Source organism: Streptomyces sp. NPDC018693 (genome assembly GCF_044391385.1).
Lineage (GTDB): Bacteria > Actinomycetota > Actinomycetes > Streptomycetales > Streptomycetaceae > Streptomyces.
On the sequence record NZ_JBIRZZ010000002.1, the window covers coordinates 20278 to 40415 of the forward strand.

At 69.2% G+C, this 20138-nt stretch carries 19 protein-coding genes, 2 tRNA genes and 1 riboswitch; of the genes, 11 read left to right on the forward strand and 10 right to left on the reverse strand.

Features of this window, described 5'->3' with window-relative positions; all coding sequences use genetic code 11:
* Nucleotides 1-3: 3 nt before the first annotated feature.
* A riboswitch (cyclic di-AMP (ydaO/yuaA leader) is annotated at nt 4-163 on the reverse strand.
* A gap of 316 nt (nt 164-479) precedes the next feature.
* Both ACH5AC_RS04265 and ACH5AC_RS04270 read right to left on the reverse strand, forming a co-directional pair.
* A tRNA-Met gene (locus ACH5AC_RS04265) sits at nt 480-553 on the reverse strand.
* A gap of 85 nt (nt 554-638) precedes the next feature.
* The gene (locus ACH5AC_RS04270) at nt 639-1784 is read right to left on the reverse strand and encodes a dihydrofolate reductase family protein (protein ID WP_398860100.1); all 1146 of its coding nucleotides are present in this window, start codon (nt 1782-1784) and stop codon (nt 639-641) included.
* Nucleotides 1785-1899: 115 nt separating this feature from the next.
* Here ACH5AC_RS04270 and ACH5AC_RS04275 point away from each other — a divergent pair, with 115 nt between their 5' ends.
* The 3 genes from ACH5AC_RS04275 to ACH5AC_RS04285 all read left to right on the forward strand — a co-directional run bounded on the left by ACH5AC_RS04275 (nt 1900) and on the right by ACH5AC_RS04285 (nt 4124).
* Nucleotides 1900-2421 carry a MarR family winged helix-turn-helix transcriptional regulator gene (locus ACH5AC_RS04275; RefSeq protein WP_398860102.1) on the forward strand — a complete coding sequence of 174 codons (522 nt, stop codon included), beginning with the start codon at nt 1900-1902 and terminating at the stop codon, nt 2419-2421.
* Nucleotides 2422-2560: 139 nt separating this feature from the next.
* On the forward strand, nt 2561-3205 hold the full coding sequence (ribA, locus tag ACH5AC_RS04280; RefSeq protein WP_398860104.1) for a GTP cyclohydrolase II: 645 nt from the start codon (nt 2561-2563) through the stop codon (nt 3203-3205).
* A gap of 82 nt (nt 3206-3287) precedes the next feature.
* Nucleotides 3288-4124, forward strand: a complete 837-nt coding sequence (locus ACH5AC_RS04285; RefSeq protein ID WP_398860105.1) for a serine hydrolase domain-containing protein — start codon at nt 3288-3290, stop codon at nt 4122-4124.
* Between the two features lie 72 nt (nt 4125-4196).
* Here ACH5AC_RS04285 and ACH5AC_RS04290 read toward each other — a convergent pair whose 3' ends face one another.
* On the reverse strand, nt 4197-5510 hold the full coding sequence (locus ACH5AC_RS04290) for an LPXTG cell wall anchor domain-containing protein (RefSeq protein ID WP_398860106.1): 1314 nt from the start codon (nt 5508-5510) through the stop codon (nt 4197-4199).
* A 782-nt stretch (nt 5511-6292) separates the two neighbouring features.
* Here ACH5AC_RS04290 and ACH5AC_RS04295 point away from each other — a divergent pair.
* Complete coding sequence (locus ACH5AC_RS04295) at nt 6293-6955, forward strand: HAD family hydrolase (RefSeq protein ID WP_398860107.1); 663 nt, start codon at nt 6293-6295, stop codon at nt 6953-6955.
* Here the strand turns inward: ACH5AC_RS04295 and ACH5AC_RS04300 are convergent.
* Complete coding sequence (locus ACH5AC_RS04300) at nt 6936-8162, reverse strand: helix-turn-helix transcriptional regulator (RefSeq protein ID WP_398860108.1); 1227 nt, start codon at nt 8160-8162, stop codon at nt 6936-6938. The two genes, ACH5AC_RS04295 and ACH5AC_RS04300, sit on opposite strands and share 20 nt — an antisense overlap.
* A 188-nt stretch (nt 8163-8350) precedes the next feature.
* Here ACH5AC_RS04300 and ACH5AC_RS04305 point away from each other — a divergent pair, with 188 nt between their 5' ends.
* Nucleotides 8351-8752 carry a hypothetical protein gene (locus tag ACH5AC_RS04305; RefSeq protein ID WP_398860109.1) on the forward strand — a complete coding sequence of 134 codons (402 nt, stop codon included), beginning with the start codon at nt 8351-8353 and terminating at the stop codon, nt 8750-8752.
* A 1037-nt stretch (nt 8753-9789) separates the two neighbouring features.
* On the opposite strand, the gene ACH5AC_RS04310 is transcribed toward ACH5AC_RS04305, so the two are convergent.
* The 4 genes from ACH5AC_RS04310 to ACH5AC_RS04325 all read right to left on the reverse strand — a co-directional run bounded on the left by ACH5AC_RS04310 (nt 9790) and on the right by ACH5AC_RS04325 (nt 13195).
* Nucleotides 9790-9862, reverse strand: a tRNA-Lys gene (locus ACH5AC_RS04310).
* Nucleotides 9863-10041: 179 nt separating this feature from the next.
* Complete coding sequence (locus tag ACH5AC_RS04315; RefSeq protein ID WP_398860110.1) at nt 10042-12246, reverse strand: DEAD/DEAH box helicase; 2205 nt, start codon at nt 12244-12246, stop codon at nt 10042-10044.
* Between the two features lie 223 nt (nt 12247-12469).
* On the reverse strand, nt 12470-13018 hold the full coding sequence (locus tag ACH5AC_RS04320) for a hypothetical protein (RefSeq protein WP_398860111.1): 549 nt from the start codon (nt 13016-13018) through the stop codon (nt 12470-12472).
* A gap of 90 nt (nt 13019-13108) precedes the next feature.
* On the reverse strand, nt 13109-13195 hold the full coding sequence (locus ACH5AC_RS04325; RefSeq protein ID WP_398860894.1) for a metallopeptidase family protein: 87 nt from the start codon (nt 13193-13195) through the stop codon (nt 13109-13111).
* A gap of 45 nt (nt 13196-13240) precedes the next feature.
* Between ACH5AC_RS04325 and ACH5AC_RS04330 the strand changes: the two genes are divergently transcribed.
* Nucleotides 13241-14935 carry a recombinase family protein gene (locus tag ACH5AC_RS04330; RefSeq protein WP_398860112.1) on the forward strand — a complete coding sequence of 565 codons (1695 nt, stop codon included), beginning with the start codon at nt 13241-13243 and terminating at the stop codon, nt 14933-14935.
* A 41-nt stretch (nt 14936-14976) separates the two neighbouring features.
* Here ACH5AC_RS04330 and ACH5AC_RS04335 read toward each other — a convergent pair whose 3' ends face one another.
* A complete protein-coding gene (locus ACH5AC_RS04335; RefSeq protein ID WP_398860113.1) occupies nt 14977-15183 on the reverse strand; it encodes a hypothetical protein in 207 nt (68 codons plus the stop codon).
* Between the two features lie 135 nt (nt 15184-15318).
* On the opposite strand from ACH5AC_RS04335, the gene ACH5AC_RS04340 reads away from it, so the two are divergent.
* The 4 genes from ACH5AC_RS04340 to ACH5AC_RS04355 all read left to right on the forward strand — a co-directional run bounded on the left by ACH5AC_RS04340 (nt 15319) and on the right by ACH5AC_RS04355 (nt 18570).
* Nucleotides 15319-15729, forward strand: a complete 411-nt coding sequence (locus tag ACH5AC_RS04340) for a hypothetical protein (protein ID WP_398860114.1) — start codon at nt 15319-15321, stop codon at nt 15727-15729.
* A 436-nt stretch (nt 15730-16165) separates the two neighbouring features.
* A complete protein-coding gene (locus tag ACH5AC_RS04345; protein WP_398860115.1) occupies nt 16166-16759 on the forward strand; it encodes a hypothetical protein in 594 nt (197 codons plus the stop codon).
* Nucleotides 16760-17379: 620 nt separating this feature from the next.
* On the forward strand, nt 17380-18216 hold the full coding sequence (locus ACH5AC_RS04350; protein ID WP_398860116.1) for a hypothetical protein: 837 nt from the start codon (nt 17380-17382) through the stop codon (nt 18214-18216).
* A 15-nt stretch (nt 18217-18231) separates the two neighbouring features.
* Nucleotides 18232-18570 carry a hypothetical protein gene (locus ACH5AC_RS04355; RefSeq protein ID WP_398860117.1) on the forward strand — a complete coding sequence of 113 codons (339 nt, stop codon included), beginning with the start codon at nt 18232-18234 and terminating at the stop codon, nt 18568-18570.
* A 5-nt stretch (nt 18571-18575) separates the two neighbouring features.
* Here the strand turns inward: ACH5AC_RS04355 and ACH5AC_RS04360 are convergent, their stop codons facing one another.
* Nucleotides 18576-18755 (reverse strand): hypothetical protein, encoded by a 180-nt coding sequence (locus ACH5AC_RS04360; protein WP_398860118.1) that lies wholly within the window; start codon nt 18753-18755, stop codon nt 18576-18578.
* A gap of 719 nt (nt 18756-19474) precedes the next feature.
* On the opposite strand from ACH5AC_RS04360, the gene ACH5AC_RS04365 reads away from it, so the two are divergent.
* Nucleotides 19475-19879, forward strand: a complete 405-nt coding sequence (locus ACH5AC_RS04365) for a hypothetical protein (protein WP_398860119.1) — start codon at nt 19475-19477, stop codon at nt 19877-19879.
* The last annotated feature ends 259 nt before the right edge of the window (nt 19880-20138 follow it).

Consider the following 20138-nt stretch of genomic DNA (forward strand, 5'->3'; position numbering starts at 1 on the left):
GCGTACTCCTTTCCTTCCGTCGCCTACCGGGTTAGCTGACGGGTTCGGAGCGGGAAGGTCTCCTACGCGCGTATACCGGCCGCTGCTCAGCGGCGGTGTCCGCGTGATTCACCCCAAGGTGGTGGTTCCCCGGTTCCCTTACGGGATTCGGCGCGTGCGCACGGAGCCGCCTCTTGTGACGGCTGGGACGACCGCGCTGCGTTATCGAACGTTAATAGACCCGGGGGCGGGTTTCCAAGCCGTTCCCCTTGATCATCACGACTTTCTGGCCTGGACTTTCAGGACAGGACCCGTGCAAATCGGGCGAGTTGACCCCTCGTGAGGGCGATCCGGCGACACATCAGCAGTCACACTCATTTTGATGGTGACTCAGATGTTATGCGCAGGGCGCTCGACCGGTCACGGATGGTGATGGGGGACGGAGCGAAGACAAACACCGAGGGCCGGAACCCTTACGGATTCCGGCCCTCGGCCTTCAGTAGCGGGGACAGGATTTGAACCTGCGACCTCTGGGTTATGAGCCCAGCGAGCTACCGAGCTGCTCCACCCCGCGTCGTTGTGTCTTCAGTGTACGGCATGTGCGGGGCAGAAAGCGAAACGGTTGCTTCTCCCTGGTCAGAGGCGGTCTTTCCGCCTGGTCAGGGGCGGTCGCCTCGGCCCGTGAGATGAAGGTTCGGCCGCTTCGCCCGCCCCTCGTGCTCCGGCAGTACGACCACGGTGGCGCCCCGCGCCGTCAGCTGGCCCGCGCCGTCGGCCGCCACCACGAACGTGTCCGGCTCCCGCCAGGCCGTCACCACCCTGCCGATGCCCGCGTCGAGGATCAGGCGGGCGCAGGGGGTGGGGCGGGAGGCGCGGCGGGTGCACGGCTCCAGGCTGCTGTAGACGGTGGCGGTGGGCAGGCGTGGGTCGGACGGGTCGAGCTTGGCCAGGGCGGCTTCCTCGGCATGCACGACGGGGTCGCCGGCCTCGCGTGAGTGCCCCCGGGCGAGTTCCGTGCCGTCGGCGGCCACGACCACCGCGCCGACGCTGAACGCCGTCTCCGAAGGCGGGCACTGGGCGGCCAGTTCGCAGGCGAGGGTGAGCCAGTGGTGGTCGGCGGCGGTGGGCAGCGGGCCGGTGCCGGGGGCGGTGGGCTCGTAGCGCATGAGGACGACGTCCTCGATGCGGCGGGTCTCCACGAGGCGCAGGCGGCCGGGCTGATAGGCGCCGGGGCCGAAGAGGCGGGGGGCGGTCGGGTCGCCGACGAAGAGGGGGGCGAGGACCAGCTGGAGTTCGTCGGCGAGGCCCTGCTGGAGGAGCTGGGTGTGGATGGTGCCGCCGCCCTCGACCATGAGGCGGCGTACGCCCCGCACGTCGTGCAGGTGCTCCAGCAGGCGGCGCCAGTCGAGGTCGGGGCCGAGCGCGACGACGTCGGCGGAGAGCCGCGCGCGCCTGGCGACTTCGGCGCCCTTGTCCGTCGTAAAGACGAGTTTGTCGCCGCCGGTGTGCCAGAAGTTGGCCGTCGGGTCGAGGTCGCCCGAGCCGCTGACGGTGACCTTGAGGGGGTAGGCGGGCCGGCCGGCGGCGACGCGGGCGGCGCGGCGCTCGGGGGAGTTGACGAGGAGGCGGGGGTTGTCCGCGCGGATGGTGCCGGCGCCGATCAGGATGGCGTCGACGGAGGCGCGGACCTGGTCGACGCGGTCGAAGTCGGCGGGGCTGGAGAGCAGCAGGCGGTCGGGGCCGGTGTCGTCGAGGTAGCCGTCGAGGGAGACGGCGGCGGACAGCAGGACGTACGGGTACGGCATGGGTGCGCGCTCTCTCGTCGGCTTGGAGGGTGGGCTTGGAGCGGTGGGGCTTGGAGCGGTGGGGCTTGGAGCGGTGGGGCTTGGTTCAAGTTTGAAACAAACTTACACTGGGGGCATGACGACCCGCTGGCTGACCCCCGACGAGCAGCGCGCCTGGCGCGCGTACATCGCCGCCAACCTCCTGCTGGGGGACACGCTCGACCGGCAGCTCCAGCAGGACGCCGGCATGCCTCATCTGTACTACTCCATCCTCGCGAACCTCTCCGAGGCGCCGGAGCGGCGGATGCGGATGACCGAGCTCGCCGAGCAGACGAAGATCACGCGCAGTCGGCTGACGTACGCGGTGACCCGGCTGGAGAAGGACGGGCTGATCCGGCGTGAGCAGTGCCGGTGGGACAAGCGGGGCAGCGTGGCCGCACTGACGGACGAGGGGATGGCGGTGCTGGAGCGTACGGCGCCGGGACATGTGGAGACCGTACGCGCCTCGCTGTTCGACCACCTCAGCGCCGAGCAGGTGGCGCAGTTGGAGGAGATCTCCTCGCAGATCCTGCGGGCGTTGCAGGGCGAGCGCTCACCGGAGAAGGGTTCCGGGCCGGACGATCTGCCGTGGCGGCGACGCTCGACGCCCTGCTCGTGAGCCGAGACACAGAATCCCGCTCGTGAGCCGCGACACAAATTAGTTGCTTCAACTTTGAAGCACATGTAGGGTCTCGATCCGAGGTTCTGCTTCAAATCTGAAGCAGAACGGCCAGGGACGCAAGAACCCGGAGACCCGCATGCCCGCTGACTTCCCCGCCGCCACGCCGCGCTCCCGCGTCCGGGTACCGCTGCGCTTCCACGACGGCTACTCCGTCGACACCGAGCTCGTCACCTTCCACGGCCTGGCCGACGGCCAGGAACACGTGGCGGTCGTCCTCGGCGGCCCCGCCCCCGGCACCACCCCGCTGGTCCGGCTGCACTCCGAGTGCCTCACCGGCGACGTGTTCGGCTCGGCCCGCTGCGACTGCGGCCCGCAGCTGCGGGAGGCGGTGGAACGCATCGCCACCACCGGCGGCGTCCTGCTCTACCTCCGTCAGGAGGGCCGTGGCATCGGCCTCTACAACAAGCTCGACGCCTACGCCCTCCAGGACCAGGGCCTGGACACCTACGAGGCCAACGCCGCCCTCGGCCTCCCGGAGGACGCCCGCGACTACACCGCCGCCGCACAGATGCTCCGCGCCCTTGGCATCCGCGAGCTGGACCTGCTCTCCAACAACCCCGACAAGGCGGAGCAACTGCGCGACCTGGGCATCGACGTCCGCGACCGCGTCCCCACGGGCGTCTTCACCACCCCGCACAACGTCCGCTACCTCCGCGCGAAGGTCCTCCAGACCAGCCACACGCTGGCGCTCGGGGAGCTGACAGGGTTGACCGCGGGCTGACGTCCGCGGCGAAGGCTGGTTGGATCCGGTCGTGAACCCAACAGTGATCCAGTCGGTGAACTCAGCAGTGAAGAAAAGGGCGTTGACCGCCGTCCCGACCTGCGTCCTCAGCGGCACGGCCCCGCCCGCCCTCAGCGGCGGACATGCCATCGACCGCTTCGTCGAGATCGGCTCGCTCACCAAGGTCGTCACCGGTACGGCGCTGACCCGCATGGCCTCGGCCGGGCTGCTGGCGCTCGACGATCCCGTCGAACGATGGCTGCCCGCGGCCCCCGGCACCGGGATCACCCTGCTGCACCTGGCCCGGCACACCTCCGGCCTCCCCCGCCTGCCGCCCGGCCGCCTCCCCCGCCGGGACCCGTACGCGGCGTTCGACCGCCCGGCGCTGGACCGGCTGCTGCCCCGCCTCGACACCCTCGCCACTCGCCCTCCGGGCCAGACGGACGAGTACTCCAACCTCGGCTACGCCGTGCTCGGCGCGGCCCTGAGCGCCGCCTCGGGAGCGACGTACGAGGAACTGGTGACCGAGTACGTCCTACGGCCGCTCGACATCACGGAAATGACCGCGCGCCCCGACCCCGACCGGCGCCTGACGACCCCCGGGCTCTTCGGCCGACCGCGCAGGCCGTGGACGATGGACGGCGCGATCCTGCCCGCGGGAGGGCTGTGGGCCACTCCCCGCGCGGCGGCCGACCTGGTGGTGCGGCTCCTGCTGGAACGCCGGCTCGGGGACCCCGCGCCGAGCTGGCAGACGTCCGGCCCCCTGCGCTGGCACAACGGGGCGACCCGGCACGCCTCGCTCTTCACCGGCGCGACGGACGACGGCCACTGGGTGCTGATCCACCGCCTCAACGCGGCTCCGGAGGACACGGACCGGGCGGGCGTCGAGATCCTGCGGGCGAGCCGGACCGCCCCCTAGACACGCCAGCGCCCGGACCCGGTTCCCACAGACTGTGGATCACGGGTCCGGGCTGTGTCGGTCCGGGATGGGTCAGGCGGAGCCGCCCGCGCGGCGACGCGCGACGAACACCGCGCCGGCGCCGAGCGCCACGGCGGCGCCGCCCGCCAGGGCGAGCTGCGGCATGACGGACGACGAACCCGTCTGGGCGAGGGTGCCGGTCGTGGTCTTGGCGGACACCGGCACCGCGGAGGTGCCGCCCTGCGGCTTGTTGTCCGAGGGGCGCGGGGTCGTGTCGGGCTTCGCCGTGCCGCCGGACGCGCCGCCGGCGGCGACGAGCTCGAACCGGTAGACGCTGAAGTCCGGGGTGCCGCCGCAGGTGTCGTCGTCGTTGACGTAGTCACCTGCGGTCAGGGCGACGCCGTAACCGGCCGGGGCCGTTGCGTCCACGGTCAGCCGCAGCTTGACGTCGGCGTGCGCACCGGACTTCAGCGGGCTGATCGCGCCCGCGTAGCCGTTCTTGTCGAAGTTCTTCCACGACGGGGACGCGGCGGTGGACCACTGCAGCTTCAGCAGGTGGTCGAGATCCTTCTCGCCCTTCTGGTCGGTCGCGTGCACCGACGCGTACGGGTAGACCTCGTCCAGGGTCCGCGCGGAGTTGTTGGTCAGCCGCATCGAGAGGTTCACGGTCGAACCGGCGGCGATCCTGCCCGGCACGCCCGAGACCGAGACGGTGAGAGCGCTGTCGGCGACACACGAGTCATCGGTCCCGGCGTCCTTCTTCGCCTCGGCGAGGGCCCTCTCGGCGGCCGCCAGGGCCGCCTGGGCGTCATCCAGGGCTTTTCTCACCACGGAGTACTGCCTGACCGCCTCGACCCGAGCGTCGTCACGGGCCTTGCCGGCCTTGGCGTGCTTGGCATCGGCGGCCGTCTTGTCCGCGGCGGCGGCCTCGGCGGCCGTCTTCGCCTCGGTGAGGGCATTCAGGGCGGCGAGCCTGTCGTCCTCCGTGGCGTTCGGGTCGTCCACCACGGCGTCGACGGCCGCCTGCGCCTCGGCGACCTTCGCGTCCGCGGCGGTCTTCGCCGCGGCGGCGGCCTCGGCCGCCTTCTTCGCCTCGGCGGCGGCGACCGCGAGCGGCGCGGTGTCGGAGAGCGCCGCGTCAACAGCCTTACGGGCCGCCGCCTCGGCGACGACGGCCTCCTCGTACGCCTTCTTCGCATCGACGACGGCTTTCTCGAGCTCGGCGATGGAGGGCTTCTGCGAAGTCTGCGACGAGGACGACGAGGACAGCGCGGACGCGGCCGAGGCGGAAACGGTGCCGGCGAAAGCCGGGCCGGCGGCGAGCAGCACGACGGGAGTGGTGACGGCGAGGGCGACAGCCGTCGCCACCGTGCGACGAATCTTCATGAAGTCTCATTTCTGGCGCGGAAGAGCAGGAATCGGAAGAATGCGATGGACCGCGGGTATGGCGTCGACGTATGTCGCTGCGTCATAACCCCGTGATCTCACGCGCCGTGGCCGACGGACGGCGCAGTGCCCCGAGCGGCGCGGTGATCGTATTACCCAGGCGCTCGGCCTGGCACCGGTTATATTCGGCAGACCGTGCGAGAAGTCCGGAATCCCCCGTTCCGCCCCCTGTCAAAACCGGGCAAACAACACAGTTGCTCTCGCCGGTGCAGGTTCCTCTGTGACTGTTGTCATCCCACGGCCAGACCCGGATTGCCGCGTACCCTCAGAGCCACCCTTCCGCGCCACCCTTCCGCCAGCCGGTCGCCGCGAGTGAACACCGCCGCGCCGGTGCGCCCCGCCGATGGGCCGCCGGATCGGCGGGGCCGTGCCGCCTCGTGCGGACGGCACACTCACGCAGGCCGAGGGCCCCACCGCGCTGCTCGTCGCCCTGGCGGCGGCCGGGGCGGTGTGGCGAGTGCCGAACGGCAGCCGGACTGGGGCCGCGAATGACGACCCCGGACCCGGGCGTGTACTCAGCAGCGCCCACATGTACCAGATCAGGATCCGCACCCTCGAACGCGCGCTGGCCGTTGGGCCACGATCGGCGTCCTCTCCGTGTGCCCGGCGCTGCCACAGGCGCCGCCGCCCTCTTCGCCCGCTGAACCGAACCGGCTCCTCTAGCCCGTCCACGGGGCGAGAAGAGGCCATTTCGTCATACCCGACCCGGATACGCTGCCAGCATGATTCGCGCAGTGATCTTCGACGTTGGCGAATGCCTCGTAGACGAGACCACCGAGTACGGCACTTGGGCCGACTGGCTCGGCGTACCGCGCCACACCTTCCACGCCATGTTCGGCGCCGTCATCGCCCAGGGCCGCGACTACAGGGACGTGTTCCAGGAGTTCCGGCCCGGCTTCGACCTCTACGCCGAGCGGGAGAAGCGAGCCGAGGCGGGTAAGCCGGAGACGTTCGGCGAGGCCGACCTGTACCCGGACGTCCGCGATGCCCTCGCCGCCTTGCGCGCTGACGGCCTGTGGCTGGGCATCGCCGGGAACCAGACCGTACGCGCCGGCCGCATCCTCCGTGAGCTGTTCACCGAGGACGTCGACCTGATCGGCACCTCCGACGACTGGGGCGCCAGCAAGCCCGACGCTGAGTTCTTCCACCGCGTCGCCGACGTCGTACCCGTCGCCGTCGACGAGATGCTGTACGTGGGCGACCGCGTCGACAACGACATCAATCCGGCGCGCAAGGCGGGCATGCACACGGCGCTGGTCCACCGTGGTCCGTGGGCCACGATCCAGTGGCGAAGTGAGGAAGCCCAGAAGCTCCCGACCTTCAGGGCCGGGAGCCTCCTGGAGTTGCCGGGACTGATCCGCGAGTTCAACGCGCGAGAGCGCTGACCGTCGTAGACCAGCCGTACAACCTGTCGTCCAACTCGCGCACACACCGTTCGTGCTGGTGCGGCGCGAGCGTCCGCCGCACCTCGCGGACGCGGTCCATGCCCATCGCGTACCAGGTGCGCTCCAACTGGTCGAGGGCGCGCACTGCGTACCGGCATGCGGCCTCGGGGTCGCCGGCCGCGGCCTCGACGGCAGCAAGGTCGCCGAGGACGACGGTGGTCTGCTTCTCCTCGGTCCGCTCCAGCGCGTCGAGGACACCGAGGAGGGTCTCGCGGGCCTGCGGCAGGTGCCCCGCCCTCAGCTGGGTGTTTCCCTTGAAGGCCGCGAGACGGACCGGAGAGAACCAGTCCAGCCACCCCGGGCTTTCGTGCTCTCCGCCCCTGGCGATCACGTCCTCGGCGCGCCCAACCAGATGCAGTGCAGTGCGAGTGTTGCCGCAGCGGGTCTCGCACTCCGCCTCGACGGCGTCGAGCCACGCGAGCAGCTCGGCCGACGCCGTGCCACGACGCGCGTAGGTCCGTGCAGCAACCATCCGCTCGACAGCCGCTTCCCTGTCGCCTGCCCACGCAGGGATGAACGCAGTGTGCGCGAGGACCGCCGAGCCGAGCAGCGGGTCATCGGCTTCGCCCGCAGCCTGGAGCGCGCGGAGCAGGGTCTGCTGGGCGCGGACGGCGTCACGTAGATCGAAGAACTCGATGCGCCCGGCGAGCAGCCACGTCTCGGCGAGGGCAGCAGCGACGCGCTGCTTCGTCTGCCCGGCCGTCTCCGCCAGCAGGGCGCATCCGAGGGTCGCATGGGACAGCGCGGCTGGGTGCAGCGTGGCCGGCGCGACCGACCAGTACAGCCGCCGGTGCGAGCGGGTCACCGCCTCGTAGTCCTGTGCGACAGAAGCGGGTTGCATGGCGACGGCCTGCGTGGGCACAGCCGCTAGGCCGACGGCTGCAGCGGTCGCCGCGAGTACGGTACGGCGCCCGCGGTCGACGGGCACACCACCGGGCGGGGTGAATCCGAGGGATTCCAGATCCTGGCCGAGGAGCCTCGTGAGAGCCTGCCCCACCTCGGGCTGAGGCCACGGTGGGGCGTCCGACTCCCACCGGCGGACTTGTCGGACGCCGACTCCCAGCGCGGTCGCGAGGGAATCCTGAGAGAGGTAACCGGCCGCCATCCGGGCCGCCTTGAGTCGGGTATTGCCTACGGGCCGTGCCACTGCTGCACCTCCGTGTCGAGCACTGCGGCAAGTGTCGCCCCTGGCCCTCACCTTGACTAGCCATCACCCCTCGACAGTAGCGAAAGTCCTCATTACGGCGGCAAGAAGACCTCCCAAAGTCCTCGGAATCCCCTTCTCGGAGGGCCAGCCTTGAACGCACCTGATCACGCCGGTGCCGAGGAGCCCCGATGCACACCACGCGCTTACCCACCGCCGCAGGGTGCACCCTGCATACCGCCGGGCAGGACTGGGATGCCGTCCGCGTGCCCCGCAGCGTCGGCCTCGCCGCGATGGAGATCCTCGGTGCCCGCTGCGGAGCGGTCGTCGAGGACTCCCTGTCGTCCGCCGTGTACTTCTTCACCCCCGTCGGTACCTCCGCCGCGTGGACCGCCGAGAACACCCGCGCGCTCGGCGCGGGCTCCGCGGTGACGATCCCGCCGGCGCGGCGCACTGAGGGGCCTGGTGTGTATTGGCGTATGTGCCCGGGAGAGAACGGCTGGCTCACCGACCCCCGCGCACTGGAAGCCGCCCTGGGTGACGCCTTCGGGCCCCGGGTGGGCGCGCAACGCGAGGCAGGTGCTGAGGCATGACGCAGCCCACAGCCAGCTCGCAGAACGCGGCCAGCGCCGCCGCGGTGTTCCCGCCGCCGCCCCCGCAGCCCACACCCGGGTGCGGCCGGTGTACGGCGCTGGAACGGGAAAGGAACCGGGCGCGGACTGCCGGGGACCACTCGAAGGTGTCGGACTGCAACGTACTCATCAGCCTCCACCCTCACGACGGCGACGCCAGCGCAAGGCCGCTGGGGCAGCGATGACGGCCGCCACCGAGGCCAACCTGTCCCCCGAGTGCACGCTGGCCCGGCAGCCTGGCCACGGGCAGATGCACGGGTGGTGCCGTCGCACGGAGGACATCCCGCTTCCGCACTCGGGCGGGAAGATTCTCCTCGTGCAGCGCTGTACCTGCGCGTGCCACAGCAGACGCCAGCCGGCCCCAGCGCCTCATCAGTAGACCCCTGTCCGCCCCGTGGCCCGTACCGTGAGGGGCGGGCGGGACCCTGCGGCCCCGGTCGGCGCTGCCCGTGCCGCCGGGGCCGTTTCCCATCCACCGAACGGCTACGAGCGGGTCATCGCGCTTACGCCGGTCGCTGCGCTCGCTCCTCTGTGTATGTCTCGTACTCGTCCTGATCCAGGACGCGGATCGGAAGCCGCCGGCACCGCCAGGGACGAGCTCCGGGACATCGGCAGGGTCGAGTGAAGGCAGTACACGCGACCACTGGCCATGGACGATGCTGTCGGTTCCACCGTCCCGCTGGATCGCGGCGACCTCAACAGATTGTTTGGCGTACGCACTGGCGTTCCTCAGCTGAACCGTTGCCCACGTCTGTTTGAAGCCCGCGATCGGGCGCCCCTCCAGGGGGACAATGATCGCGAGCGTCGCGACAGTTGTCAGGGTCCGGAGGTTGCTCAGGCGCTTCAGGCGCAGAGTGTCACAGGGCAAGTCAGGCGCCGAAAGCGGCATGTCTTGATCGTCTGCACTTCGGTTGAGCGTCGGCTGAGCTAACGATCTCGGAGGCCCGGAGAAGTGCGACGACCCCAGGCCAGATGCACTCTGACCTGGGGTCGAACCGTAGGCCGTGTGGGACTCGAACCCACAACCAATGGATTAAAAGTCCACTGCTCTGCCAATTGAGCTAACGGCCCGCTGCGATGTTGCCTCCCCGAGCATAGCCGGAGCAGGCCGTGTCTCCGATCGAGTATCGGTGACACGGCCCGGGCGGAGTACCCGGCAGCCGTCGACAGCCGTCCGGACACGACACGGAAAAGCGCCGTGGCCCCGGAGCGGGGACCACGGCGCTTCCGCGTGTCTGCGTCAGGCGACGTCAGCCGTTGCGCTTCCAGCGCGGCTTGTCGTCGCGGCGGCCGAAGGAGCCGCCACCACGGTGGTCGTCACGACGGCCGTACGGGCGCTCGTGGCCGCCGGAGCGGAAACCCGGGCGGTCGTCGCGGCGGTCGCGGTTGAAGGGGCGGTCGCTGCCACGGTGGCCCGCGCGCTCGTCACGGCGGAAGCCGCCACGGTCGTCACGACGCTCGAAGGAACGGCCACCACGCTCGTTGTCCCGGCGGTCACGGTCGAAGGGGCGACGGTCCTCGCGGCGGTCGTCGCGGCGGAAGCCGCCACGGTCGTCACGACGCTCGAAGGAACGGCCACCACGGTCGTTGTCCCGGCGGTCATTGTCGCGACGGTCACGGTCGAAGGGGCGACGGTCGTCACGACGCTCGTCACGGCGGTCGTCGCGGCGGAAGCCGCCCCGGTCGTCACGACGCTCGAAGCCGCGGTCGTTGTCGCGGCGGTCACGGTCGAACGGGCGACGGTCGTCACGACGCTCGTCACGGCGGAAGCCACCACGGTCGTCACGACGCTCGAAGGAACGGCCACCACGGTGGTCACCGTCCCGGCGGTCACGGTCGAAGGGACGACGCTCGTACGACGACGTCGGCGCCGTACGCTCCTCGCGCTCCGTCCGCTCCGTCCGCTCGGTGTCCCGCGCGGTCGGCTGCTCGGGGACGGACGCCTCGGTGACCGCCTCCGCCTGCGCCGCCTGCGCCTCGGCCACCGCCGCCTCGGGGTCCTCGCCCCGCTCACGCGCGACGCGGGCGACCAGCCGGTCGGCCTCCTCACGCAGCTCGGTGGCGCGGCGCTGCGCGCGCTCCAGCTGCTTGGTGAGGTGGGCGACCTCGCGCTCGGCCTGCTGGGCGGCGTTCCCGGCGGACTCCGCCTGGACCTCCGTCATCGAACGGGCGCCGGTGATCTCGGCGACCTCCGGGTCGAAGGCGGCACCACCCTGGATGATGTGGCGGGCGGCGTCGACCCCGGCGTCCTCCATCAGGCGGAAGATCTGGCGGCGCTGGTGCGGCAGGGAGAGGGAGACGACCGTGCCCGTGCGGCCGGCGCGCGCGGTGCGGCCGGCGCGGTGCAGGTAGTCCTTGTGGTCACCGGCCGGGTCCACGTTCAGGACCAGGTCGATGCCGTCGACGTGGATGCCTCGGGCGGCGACGTCGGTGGCGACCAGGACGTTGACGTAACCGTCCTTGAAGTCCGCGAGGGTGCGGGTCCGTGCGCCCTGCGTCATGCCGCCGTGCAGCGCGTCGGCCTTCACACCGGCGTCGCGCAGCTGCTCGGCCACCCGGTCGGCGCCCAGCTGGGTGCGGACGAAGATGATCGTGCGGCCCTTGCGGGAGGCGATCGCGGCGGTGACCGGCGCCTTGTCCTTGGGCTTCACGATGAGGATGTGGTGGGACATCGTCGTGACCGCGCCCTGTGCCGCGTCCACCTCGTGCGAGACGGGGGAGTTGAGGTAGCGGTCGACGAGGGTCTGGATCTCGTTCTCCATCGTCGCGGAGAACAGCATCCGCTGGCCGCCCGCCGGAACCTGGTCGAGCAGCTCCGTCACCTCGGGCAGGAAGCCCAGGTCGGACATCTGGTCGGCCTCGTCGAGGACGGCGATCTGGACGTCCTCCAAGGAGCAGGCGCCGCGGTTGATGATGTCGCGCAGCCGGCCCGGGGTGGCGACGAGGATGTCGACGCCGCGCTCCAGGGCGTAGATCTGGTTGCCCATCGACGTACCGCCGCAGACGACCTTCATCTTCAGGCCCACGACATCGCCGTACGGCTGGAGCGCGTCCGCGACCTGCATGGCCAGCTCACGGGTCGGGGTGAGGATGACGGCGCGCGGGCGCTTCTTCTCGGTCCGGCCGCCGGCCAGCTGCGCCAGCGTCGGCAGACCGAAGGACAGCGTCTTGCCGGAGCCGGTGCGGCCACGGCCGAGGATGTCCTTGCCGGCCAGGGCGTCCGGGATGGTCGCGGCCTGGATCGGGAAGGGGACCGTCACGCCGTTCTGCGCGAGCTTGCGCACGACGCCCTCGGGGAGACCGAGGTCGGCGAAGGTGACCTCGGGGGTCTCCTCGACGTCGGTGACGTCGGCCTGGACGGCCTCGATGGCCTCGACGGTCTCATCGACCTCGATGACCTCGATGACCTCTGCGGCCTCGGGCACGACGACGTGATCAGTGCTGGAAATGGACATGCGAATGCGAAACCTTCCGGAGTCTCGTCGGCACGCGCCCGTCAACTCCGTGAATCGCATCCGACCGCCTCAATGCGGTCCGCCACGGCAAGGGAGAGTACGCGCCACACGGCGCGCTCTGCGGTGGCGCCGGGCAAATGGGATCAAACGATCTACCACCATACGCACCCTGCCCCCCTGAAGGCAAACTGACCACCATCCCCGCAGCTCAGCGCGCCTGGCCTCACCCCCGCGCCACCGCCCCCGCCTCCGGCGCCGGCTCCCGCTCCACCAGCTGCGCCTGCGTCTCCTCGTGCGCCGACGACGACGGCTCCGCCGTACTCGGCTCCGGCGACGGCGACACCGGCGGCTCCGGCGACGCGGGCGGCTCCGGCTCGGTCGGCCGCGGAGGCGTCGTAGCCTGCTCCCTGGTCGGCTCCGGCTCCCCCGACTTCTCGGGCTTCCCCTTGTCGTCCTTGCCCGGCTTCTCCCCGGCCCCCGGCGCCGAGGCACTCTTCCCGGCCGACGGGGGCGCGGAGGGCGACCCGGACTCGCCCGCCTTGCCCCTGCCCTTCCCCCGCCCGCGCTTGCCGTCCTCGTCCGCGTCACCGTGCCCGAGACCGACACCCGGCGCCACCTGCCCCCCGTCGGGGGCCGCACCGCCCGGCTGCCCGGCCGAGTGCGACGGCTTGGCCTGGCTGCCGTCGCCGTCCCCCACGCTCATACAGCCGGCGGCCGCGGCAACAGCTATGACCGTGGCGGCCAAGCGGACGGGTACGTACAAGGGGCGCACGAAAGCCACCTCCGGATCGGTCTGCGGGAGTCAACATGCCCAACTCCCGCCGCCCACAAGAGGACACGCGCCCCGCACCGCCGAGTGCGGTCACCCGTACCCGAGCGCGTGCAGCCGGGCGTCGTCGATGCCGAAGTGGTGGGCGATCTCGTGCACGCACAAACACCCAATCGACATGGGCCACTGCCTGACCTAGCCTGGCGGTGGCTACAGGGAGTGCATGTGTCACCAACCGAACTTGCAGCGGTACTACTCCGCGCCATCCTCTACCTGCGAATCTCCGATCTGACGGACACGTCGACGTCCATCGACCGGCAGGAGAAAAGCGGAAGGCGGAAGGCGGAAGACGTAGGCGCCTCGGTCGTGCGCGTCTTCAAGGATGAGGACAAATCGGGCTACCACACCTTCGTGCGTCGCCCAGACTGGGACGCCGCTCTTGAGATGCTGCGCAAGCGGCTGGCCGACGTCTTCATCGTCTTCAAGGTCGACCGAGCAACTCGCCAGGGTATCCCGCAGGCGTCGGAGATCATCCGCATCGTCTACGAAACCGGATGCCGCTTCGTCTCAGTCGCAGACGGCATCGACAGCAACAACGAAGGCTGGGAGATTCAACTCACTCTGGCCGCACATCAGGCACACACGGAGTCGAAGAACACGTCCACCCGCGTCTCTGACCTGCGTGCCGACGAGAGAGACGCGGGCCGATGGATGGGATCCCGTCCTTACGGGTTCACCGTCACGCCAACGCGGAAGCTGAGTGTGTTCGAGCCTGAGGCAGAAGTCATCAGGGAAATCGTCAAGCGTCTTCTGCACGCGGACCCACCTGCGACGCTCCGCGGGGTAGCTAAGTGGCTCAACGAGGAAGGCTACGACTGCCCCCGGTGGGCAGGGCGGAAGTACCGCATCGCACAACTGGAAACAAAGGGTGAGGCACTCAGGGCGCAGAAGCTCCGCGAGAAGCCGCTCAAGTCGCCGAACTCATGGTCGTGGCCGACGGTGCGCCAACTCGTCACGTCCGTCGTGATGACCGGCTACCTGCCCCACAAAGGAGAGATCTACCGGCACAGCGAGACCGGAGAGATGGTGCGCGTCGGACCTGAGATCATCAGCATGGCCGATTCAACCCGTCTCAGGGCTCTGTTCGGTGCACGGACGCCGATCCACTGGACACGTTCAGCGGTTCCCGGGGGGCGGTCACAGGAGACGCGGAGGCCCGTCACGGGTCTTCTGGTCGACTACCTGCACTGCGGAGAGTGCGGGGCCCGGGAAACACATGACGCCTACTGGATCCGCAACGGTAAGCCGTGGCCCCGTTACCGCTGCAACCGTCGACATTTCTCCGGTCGCTGCCCGGGAACCCTCATGAAGGGGACTGTCGCAGACGAGTTGGTCACGGAGGCAATGTTCACCCGCCTCGCGTCAGTGGAAGACGACGATCCTGGGGCACTGGCCATTGCCGAGCGTTGGGCAGAACTCCGCCACCCGGACCGTGTCATCCGCCGCAGGGAGTTGGAGGCCCGTATCGCCGATGAAGAGAAGTTCCTGACGCGCCTGGAGGACGAGAAGCTAGAGGGTCTCTTCCGCGGCGCCAGGGGTGAAGCTCGATTCCGTCAGCGGTACGACGCCAGTCAAAACCGGCTGGAGCAGTACGAGGCGGAGCTAGCTTCGATTCCCGTAGCCGCGACTCTCGACGTAACTCCGTTCCACGAAATCGAGCTGTTCCGTGAGGCTTGGGAGGGCTACGACCTCGCAGAGCGACGAGAGATCCTCGGTCTCGTCCTGAACAAAGCGTGGCTCTTCAAGGCACCGTCATCAGGCGTACGGCCCACCCTGGATCGCTTCCGATTCTGGTGGGTGGGCGAGGAGGAGCCGAAGGGAATCGGGGCCTCACTGACTCTCGCCGACGACGCAGAATAGCGACGCCAAGAGCCCCGCCGGACCATTCCGACGGGGCTCTGTCATGCTTCCGGCGCAGCGCTCCAAGGGCCGGCGGGGGGCCGTTCTGGGAGCGCTGCGCCCTCACGAGTCAGGAACCAGTCGATGAACATCCGCACGGCCGCAGAGCGGTCCGTGTCTGCCGCTCTGGTCGCCTCGTCGAACGCGTCCCACGTGTCGTCATCAATGCCGCGGATGCCGCGGAGCTTGTGCTTGTGCGCATTGGCCATGAATGCAGTCTGCCAGGGTGGTTGACCACCTGTCGACCGCGTGCCACTATCGGGGTGGTTAACCACCCTGGCCATAGAGGGGCTCGCCCAATGTCTTGGCGGACGACGAGCCCCCGTCTCCCGGAGGAGAATCCCATGGTTGCACAGCGCCCCATCCTCGTCGTCGGCAAGACGGACACCGTGGACGACATAGCCGACGTCACTGCTTTCGCCTGTGACGTCGCCGATCGCCTCCGCTTCCCCGCCCTCGTCGCCGTCAGTCGCGACTACGACCCGATGGACTACGAAGGGGTGGTCCTCGCCGACGGGTGGGAGAAGTCGCCCGCCTCCGCCGCTCTCGGCGCTGAGGCGATGCTCTCGGATGTCTGCTGCCTGTGGGCCGACGCGGTCTATGAGCACCCGGTGAACACAACATGTGGGCACTGCGGGGAGGACGACCCGGAGGCCGCTCCGATCTATCTCGACGGCCGGTGGACGGTCAGCGTCTGCGCGGGGTGCGTCAGTGCTTCCGGCGTGGCCGTCGCTGATCCCCTCGTCGTCGTCTGACGCTCCGCCCGACTCGACAGCCCGCTCCGGGGCCATCCCGGCACCGGGCTTCGTCGCGTCCGGCCGCCCCGCCGATGGGCTGGTTTGACCCTCGTCGGTGTCCGCGCGAAGGAAGTGGAGCGCTGCACTCCATCCCTTATTCGCCTTTTCCTCAGGTTCGCACCCTTCGTCGCCTCACTCGCCGCGTCCAAACCGGTGTCAGTTTGCATAGCCGCTGACCTGCGGTGATGGTCAAAAGGGCCAAACTAACCGTAGTTTCAATTTTCTCTAAGGCGAGTTAGAGAGAAAGTGGAAAAGGCGTTCAGTCTGGCACTTTGGACCAGGTCTGACCACGGAGGAAGAGGACGGCCCTCCCGCGTCACATCTGGCCGTCTCCGCCCCATAACCCAGGTGTAAGCCGCGCACGCGGCTCACCGACGAGGAATGGGGAACCACTGTGTCGTACGACGACTTCGGACCTGGCCGACGTCCTACCCGCCGCTCTTACGAGGAGCTGGAGGCCGAGGCGTTCGTCGAAGAGCTGGAGGACGGAGGGGCGTACGTCTCTCCCGGCTACACCACGCCGTGGCGGGGGCTCAGCTCTCATGACCCGCTCGACGACGAAGACCCGTTCCTGCGCGGTGAGCGGCTCTTCGAGGAGTGGCACGACCGCTCGGAGAACCCTGAGGATCGTCCGGAGCGGCGTCGGCCTGGTCGTGCGGCTGACATCGAGCCTCCGTACGTCGCCCCGGTGACCGTGACGGTTGACCCGGAGATAGCTCGGCGTCACGCGGAGCGCCAGGCGCAGCGTCAGGCGGAGACGGAACGGCGCATGGAGTACGAGACGGCCGGCGGTGTCGTCGTTGTGGACGGCCTGACGAAGGTGTGGCGCGGTCCGTGCGCTCAGTGCGGGACTGAGTTCGAACAGCGGCGCCCGGTGTCGCAGCGCCGTCGCTGGAAGACGCTGTGCAGTGACGTGTGTTCCACCGCGTGGGATCGCGAACGGGCCAGGGATCGCATGCGACGTCTGCGGGACGACGAGGCGGCCTGACGCGTTCGGGTTTGTATCTCTTATGGAGAGGGTGCCGCACAGTCGCCCTCTCCTCGTCGCGTAGCGGAGTCTCCGACCCGGAATGTTGTTGAGACCCCCGTGCCGCGGGACGACGCCCTCTCCTCCGTCGCCCCGCACAGCCCTCCCACCCGTGTTCCCTTCGGGAAGCGCGTTGAGCAACGCCGGTTTCCTCCTTCGGCCGTGCAGCTCCGCGCCGCCGTTCCACGGGTGGGAGGGCTTTCTCATGCCCATTCAAGACAGGACGACAGGAGACATGATGTCGAGCCATACCGACGTGCCGTCCCCGTCGCGCGCGTGCCAACGGTGCGGGGTGCGCTACCCGCGCACTGCGGCGTTCTTCCACCGGGATTCGCTCAACAGCGACGGCCTGAAGCTGTCGTGCCGCAACTGCGCGTGTGAGGCGGAGCGACGACGTTACGCGGCGTCCGCCGAGCGCATCCGTCAGCGGACGCGAGAGCGCCGGACAGAGCGCGCAGCGTACTTCGAGACTCAACCCCAGTGGGAGGCCGCGTGACGGCCGCACAGCCCACTTCCGCAAGGCCCTTAGCCACTACGGCTGAGGGCCTTTGTTGTTGATCCACTGACACGAAGGAGTGACCATGACCAATCCCGATTTCGACGCCTCGTGGGCGGCCGTTCCTGCCGTCGCCCACTGCGAGCGGCAGCTCCGGACCCTGGAGGAACGGCGGAGGGCACTCTCCGACGCTCCAGGCTGCGAGGAAGCGCGACGCACCGTCATCAACGATGCCGTCAACGCGACGCGGACCGGTGCCGACTTCCCCGCGGACATCGGCAAGCGAGCAGCCGACGCCTACCGTGACGCCCTGGAGGCGGAGTCGGAGCGCCTCGCCCTGAACGAGGCGACGACGAGCCTGCGAAACCACCTCGAATACCTCCGCGCGAACGAAGCGGACACGGCCCTTGAAGTACTGGGGACGCGTCTCGCGGAGTTCCTCGCCGACGTGAGCAAGGTGCTGCCGGATCTGAAGGGCGTGCAGAGCGCCGAGGAAGCCATCAGCAAGGGCGGAAAGGCTCCGGCAGCCTGGAAGACCCTCACGGACATGATCGGCCGCCTGGCGTCCATCCGTGACGCGCAGTACCGCATCCTGCGACCCCTGGGCGACGGCCAACGGCTCCGCATGCTCCGTGAGGCGGGGCACTTCGAGGTGTCCGGGCTGCGCCGCGACGAGATCCCGGAGCACATCTTCCGCGCCATGACATCCGGGCACTACGACGTGCCGTATCTCGTCTTCCTCGCCAACCACCCCGGCGCATGGGTGCCCGGAAGCTTCGAGGAGTTGGACGGGGAGGACGCGCCCGACATCGGTACGCCTGACGCACCGCTGGCCGATTACACCCCGCGTGAGGAGTTCCTCCCCGAACCTCCCGCCCCGAAGCCCACGGGGGCAGAGCGCGCCCCCGTCCTTTCGTACTGAGACCTGGAGAACGACATGGAACCAACCCCCGAGCAACTCGCAGCCGGCCAGCCGAAGGGGCTGACCCCTGAGATGTGCGCGCGGCTGCGCGGAGAGACGCCCGAAGAACTCTCCGCGGACGCCGACACCTTCCTCACCGAGTGGGCACCTCAGGCACCGCCCGCTCCAACCCCTCGTTCCGGCGGCAACCGTGGCTCCGATGTCGGCAGCGGCTCCGGAACCGTCAGCGGCGGAGCCGCGCGCTACAGGCAGCGTCACGGCCTGGACGAGGACGGGCGACGCCCAGAGCGACGCCAGGCGGACAGCGACGGTCGGAACCCGTGGCGGGAGAACGGCTACACGATGGAGCGTTGACGACGTCACTTTCGCCAGAAGCGCCAGAAGTCAGCAAGGGCGCGGATGATGTCGGGGCGTTCCTTGGCGTCGGATCCGCGCAGGCTGAGCGGTAGTGACACGAGCATCACCACCAACACAGAGCCCAAGACCAGGGCGAGCAACATCGGGGCTGACAAAGCAAGTTCACTCAGCACTGGCCACACGACAGGTTCTCCTCAGCAACGGGTATATGCCACCTGAAGCGAGGACGAAGCGTGTGCTACCTCAACGACGACAGATGGCCTGTCAGCACACGCAGGGCCCTTGCTGCGTGCCGCACCGTTGCGGTGCATGTCGTCGAGGTCCATGAGACCTGATGAAGGTGCTGAAGAGACCCAACAGCGTTGCGCCATTGGCGGCCTCCGCGAGGTGAGGGCCCGCATCTGAGAACCACCCCAAATGCCCAGCTAAGTTCTGGAGCGTAGCAGAACCAGCCCTACCCAGGGGGGTGACCCGGGGTGGGGTCAATCGGATCACCGGTAAGGTGCTGATAAGCGCGGTCTGTACGGGTCTGGGAGGTGCCACAAGGTGCCCGCAGGGGCCCGCTGGAGGCCCGAACGTCAGCCTCCTGGACTGATTCGAACCCCAAACCGGCAGACGGGCGCACACGGCTTCGGTCGCACAGTCGCTGACAATGTCCCTGGTCAGAGCTTGTTTTACCGTTACCGGCCGCACTAGAATGGGCCACATGAACACACGGAAATGCGAGCAGTGCGGCGAGCACTTGGGAGCGAGGCACTCGCACCGAGCGCGCTTCTGCTCCACGCGTTGCCGTGTCGCTGCGCACCGCGCGGCGAAGAAGGATGCGACTCCCGCTGAGCTGACGACCCGCGACAGGTGGGTACGCCGCTCCGCAGGCAAGGTCCCGCTGACGGTCGCCGGCATGGCGGCCTCCTCGACGGATCCGCGGACGTGGAGCACGCACAAGGACGCCGCCGCTTCGACGGCCGGCGTCGGTCTGGGCTTCGTGCTGAGCGACGAGGACGACATTGTCTGTCTCGACCTCGACCACTGTCTCAACCCGCTCACCGGGCAACTTGCTCCGTGGGCCGCAGCCATCCTCCGCGACGCGGGCGCCACCTACGTAGAGGTGTCCCCGTCCGGAGACGGCTTGCACGTCTGGGGCCGCGCTGACGTCCGACAGGGACGGCGCATCCGACGCCCCGACGGTACGGCCGTGGAGATCTACGGAACCGGCCGGTACATCGCAATGACGGGGCGCCGACATGGCAACGCCCCGTCCGTTCTTGCTGACCTATCAGCACTCGTCGCGCAGTTGACGGTGTAACAACTACCACGAACTCTCTCAGGGCCTCCGGCGTTGCCGGGGGCCTTTTCTGTTTGGACGTTCAATGACCAATGAATCGACTCGCTGTATACGGCCAGGATGCAAGTTCGCCCGGATGCCAGCAATAACCGAGTCGGGGGCGCTGGAAGTATTTCCCGCGTGCAGCCCTTCATGTGCGGATTGGCTGGAGGCTGCAACGATTGTCGCACAGGCTCCGGAATCACCAACGACCGAGCGTGAGGCGGAACGGCTCGACGTT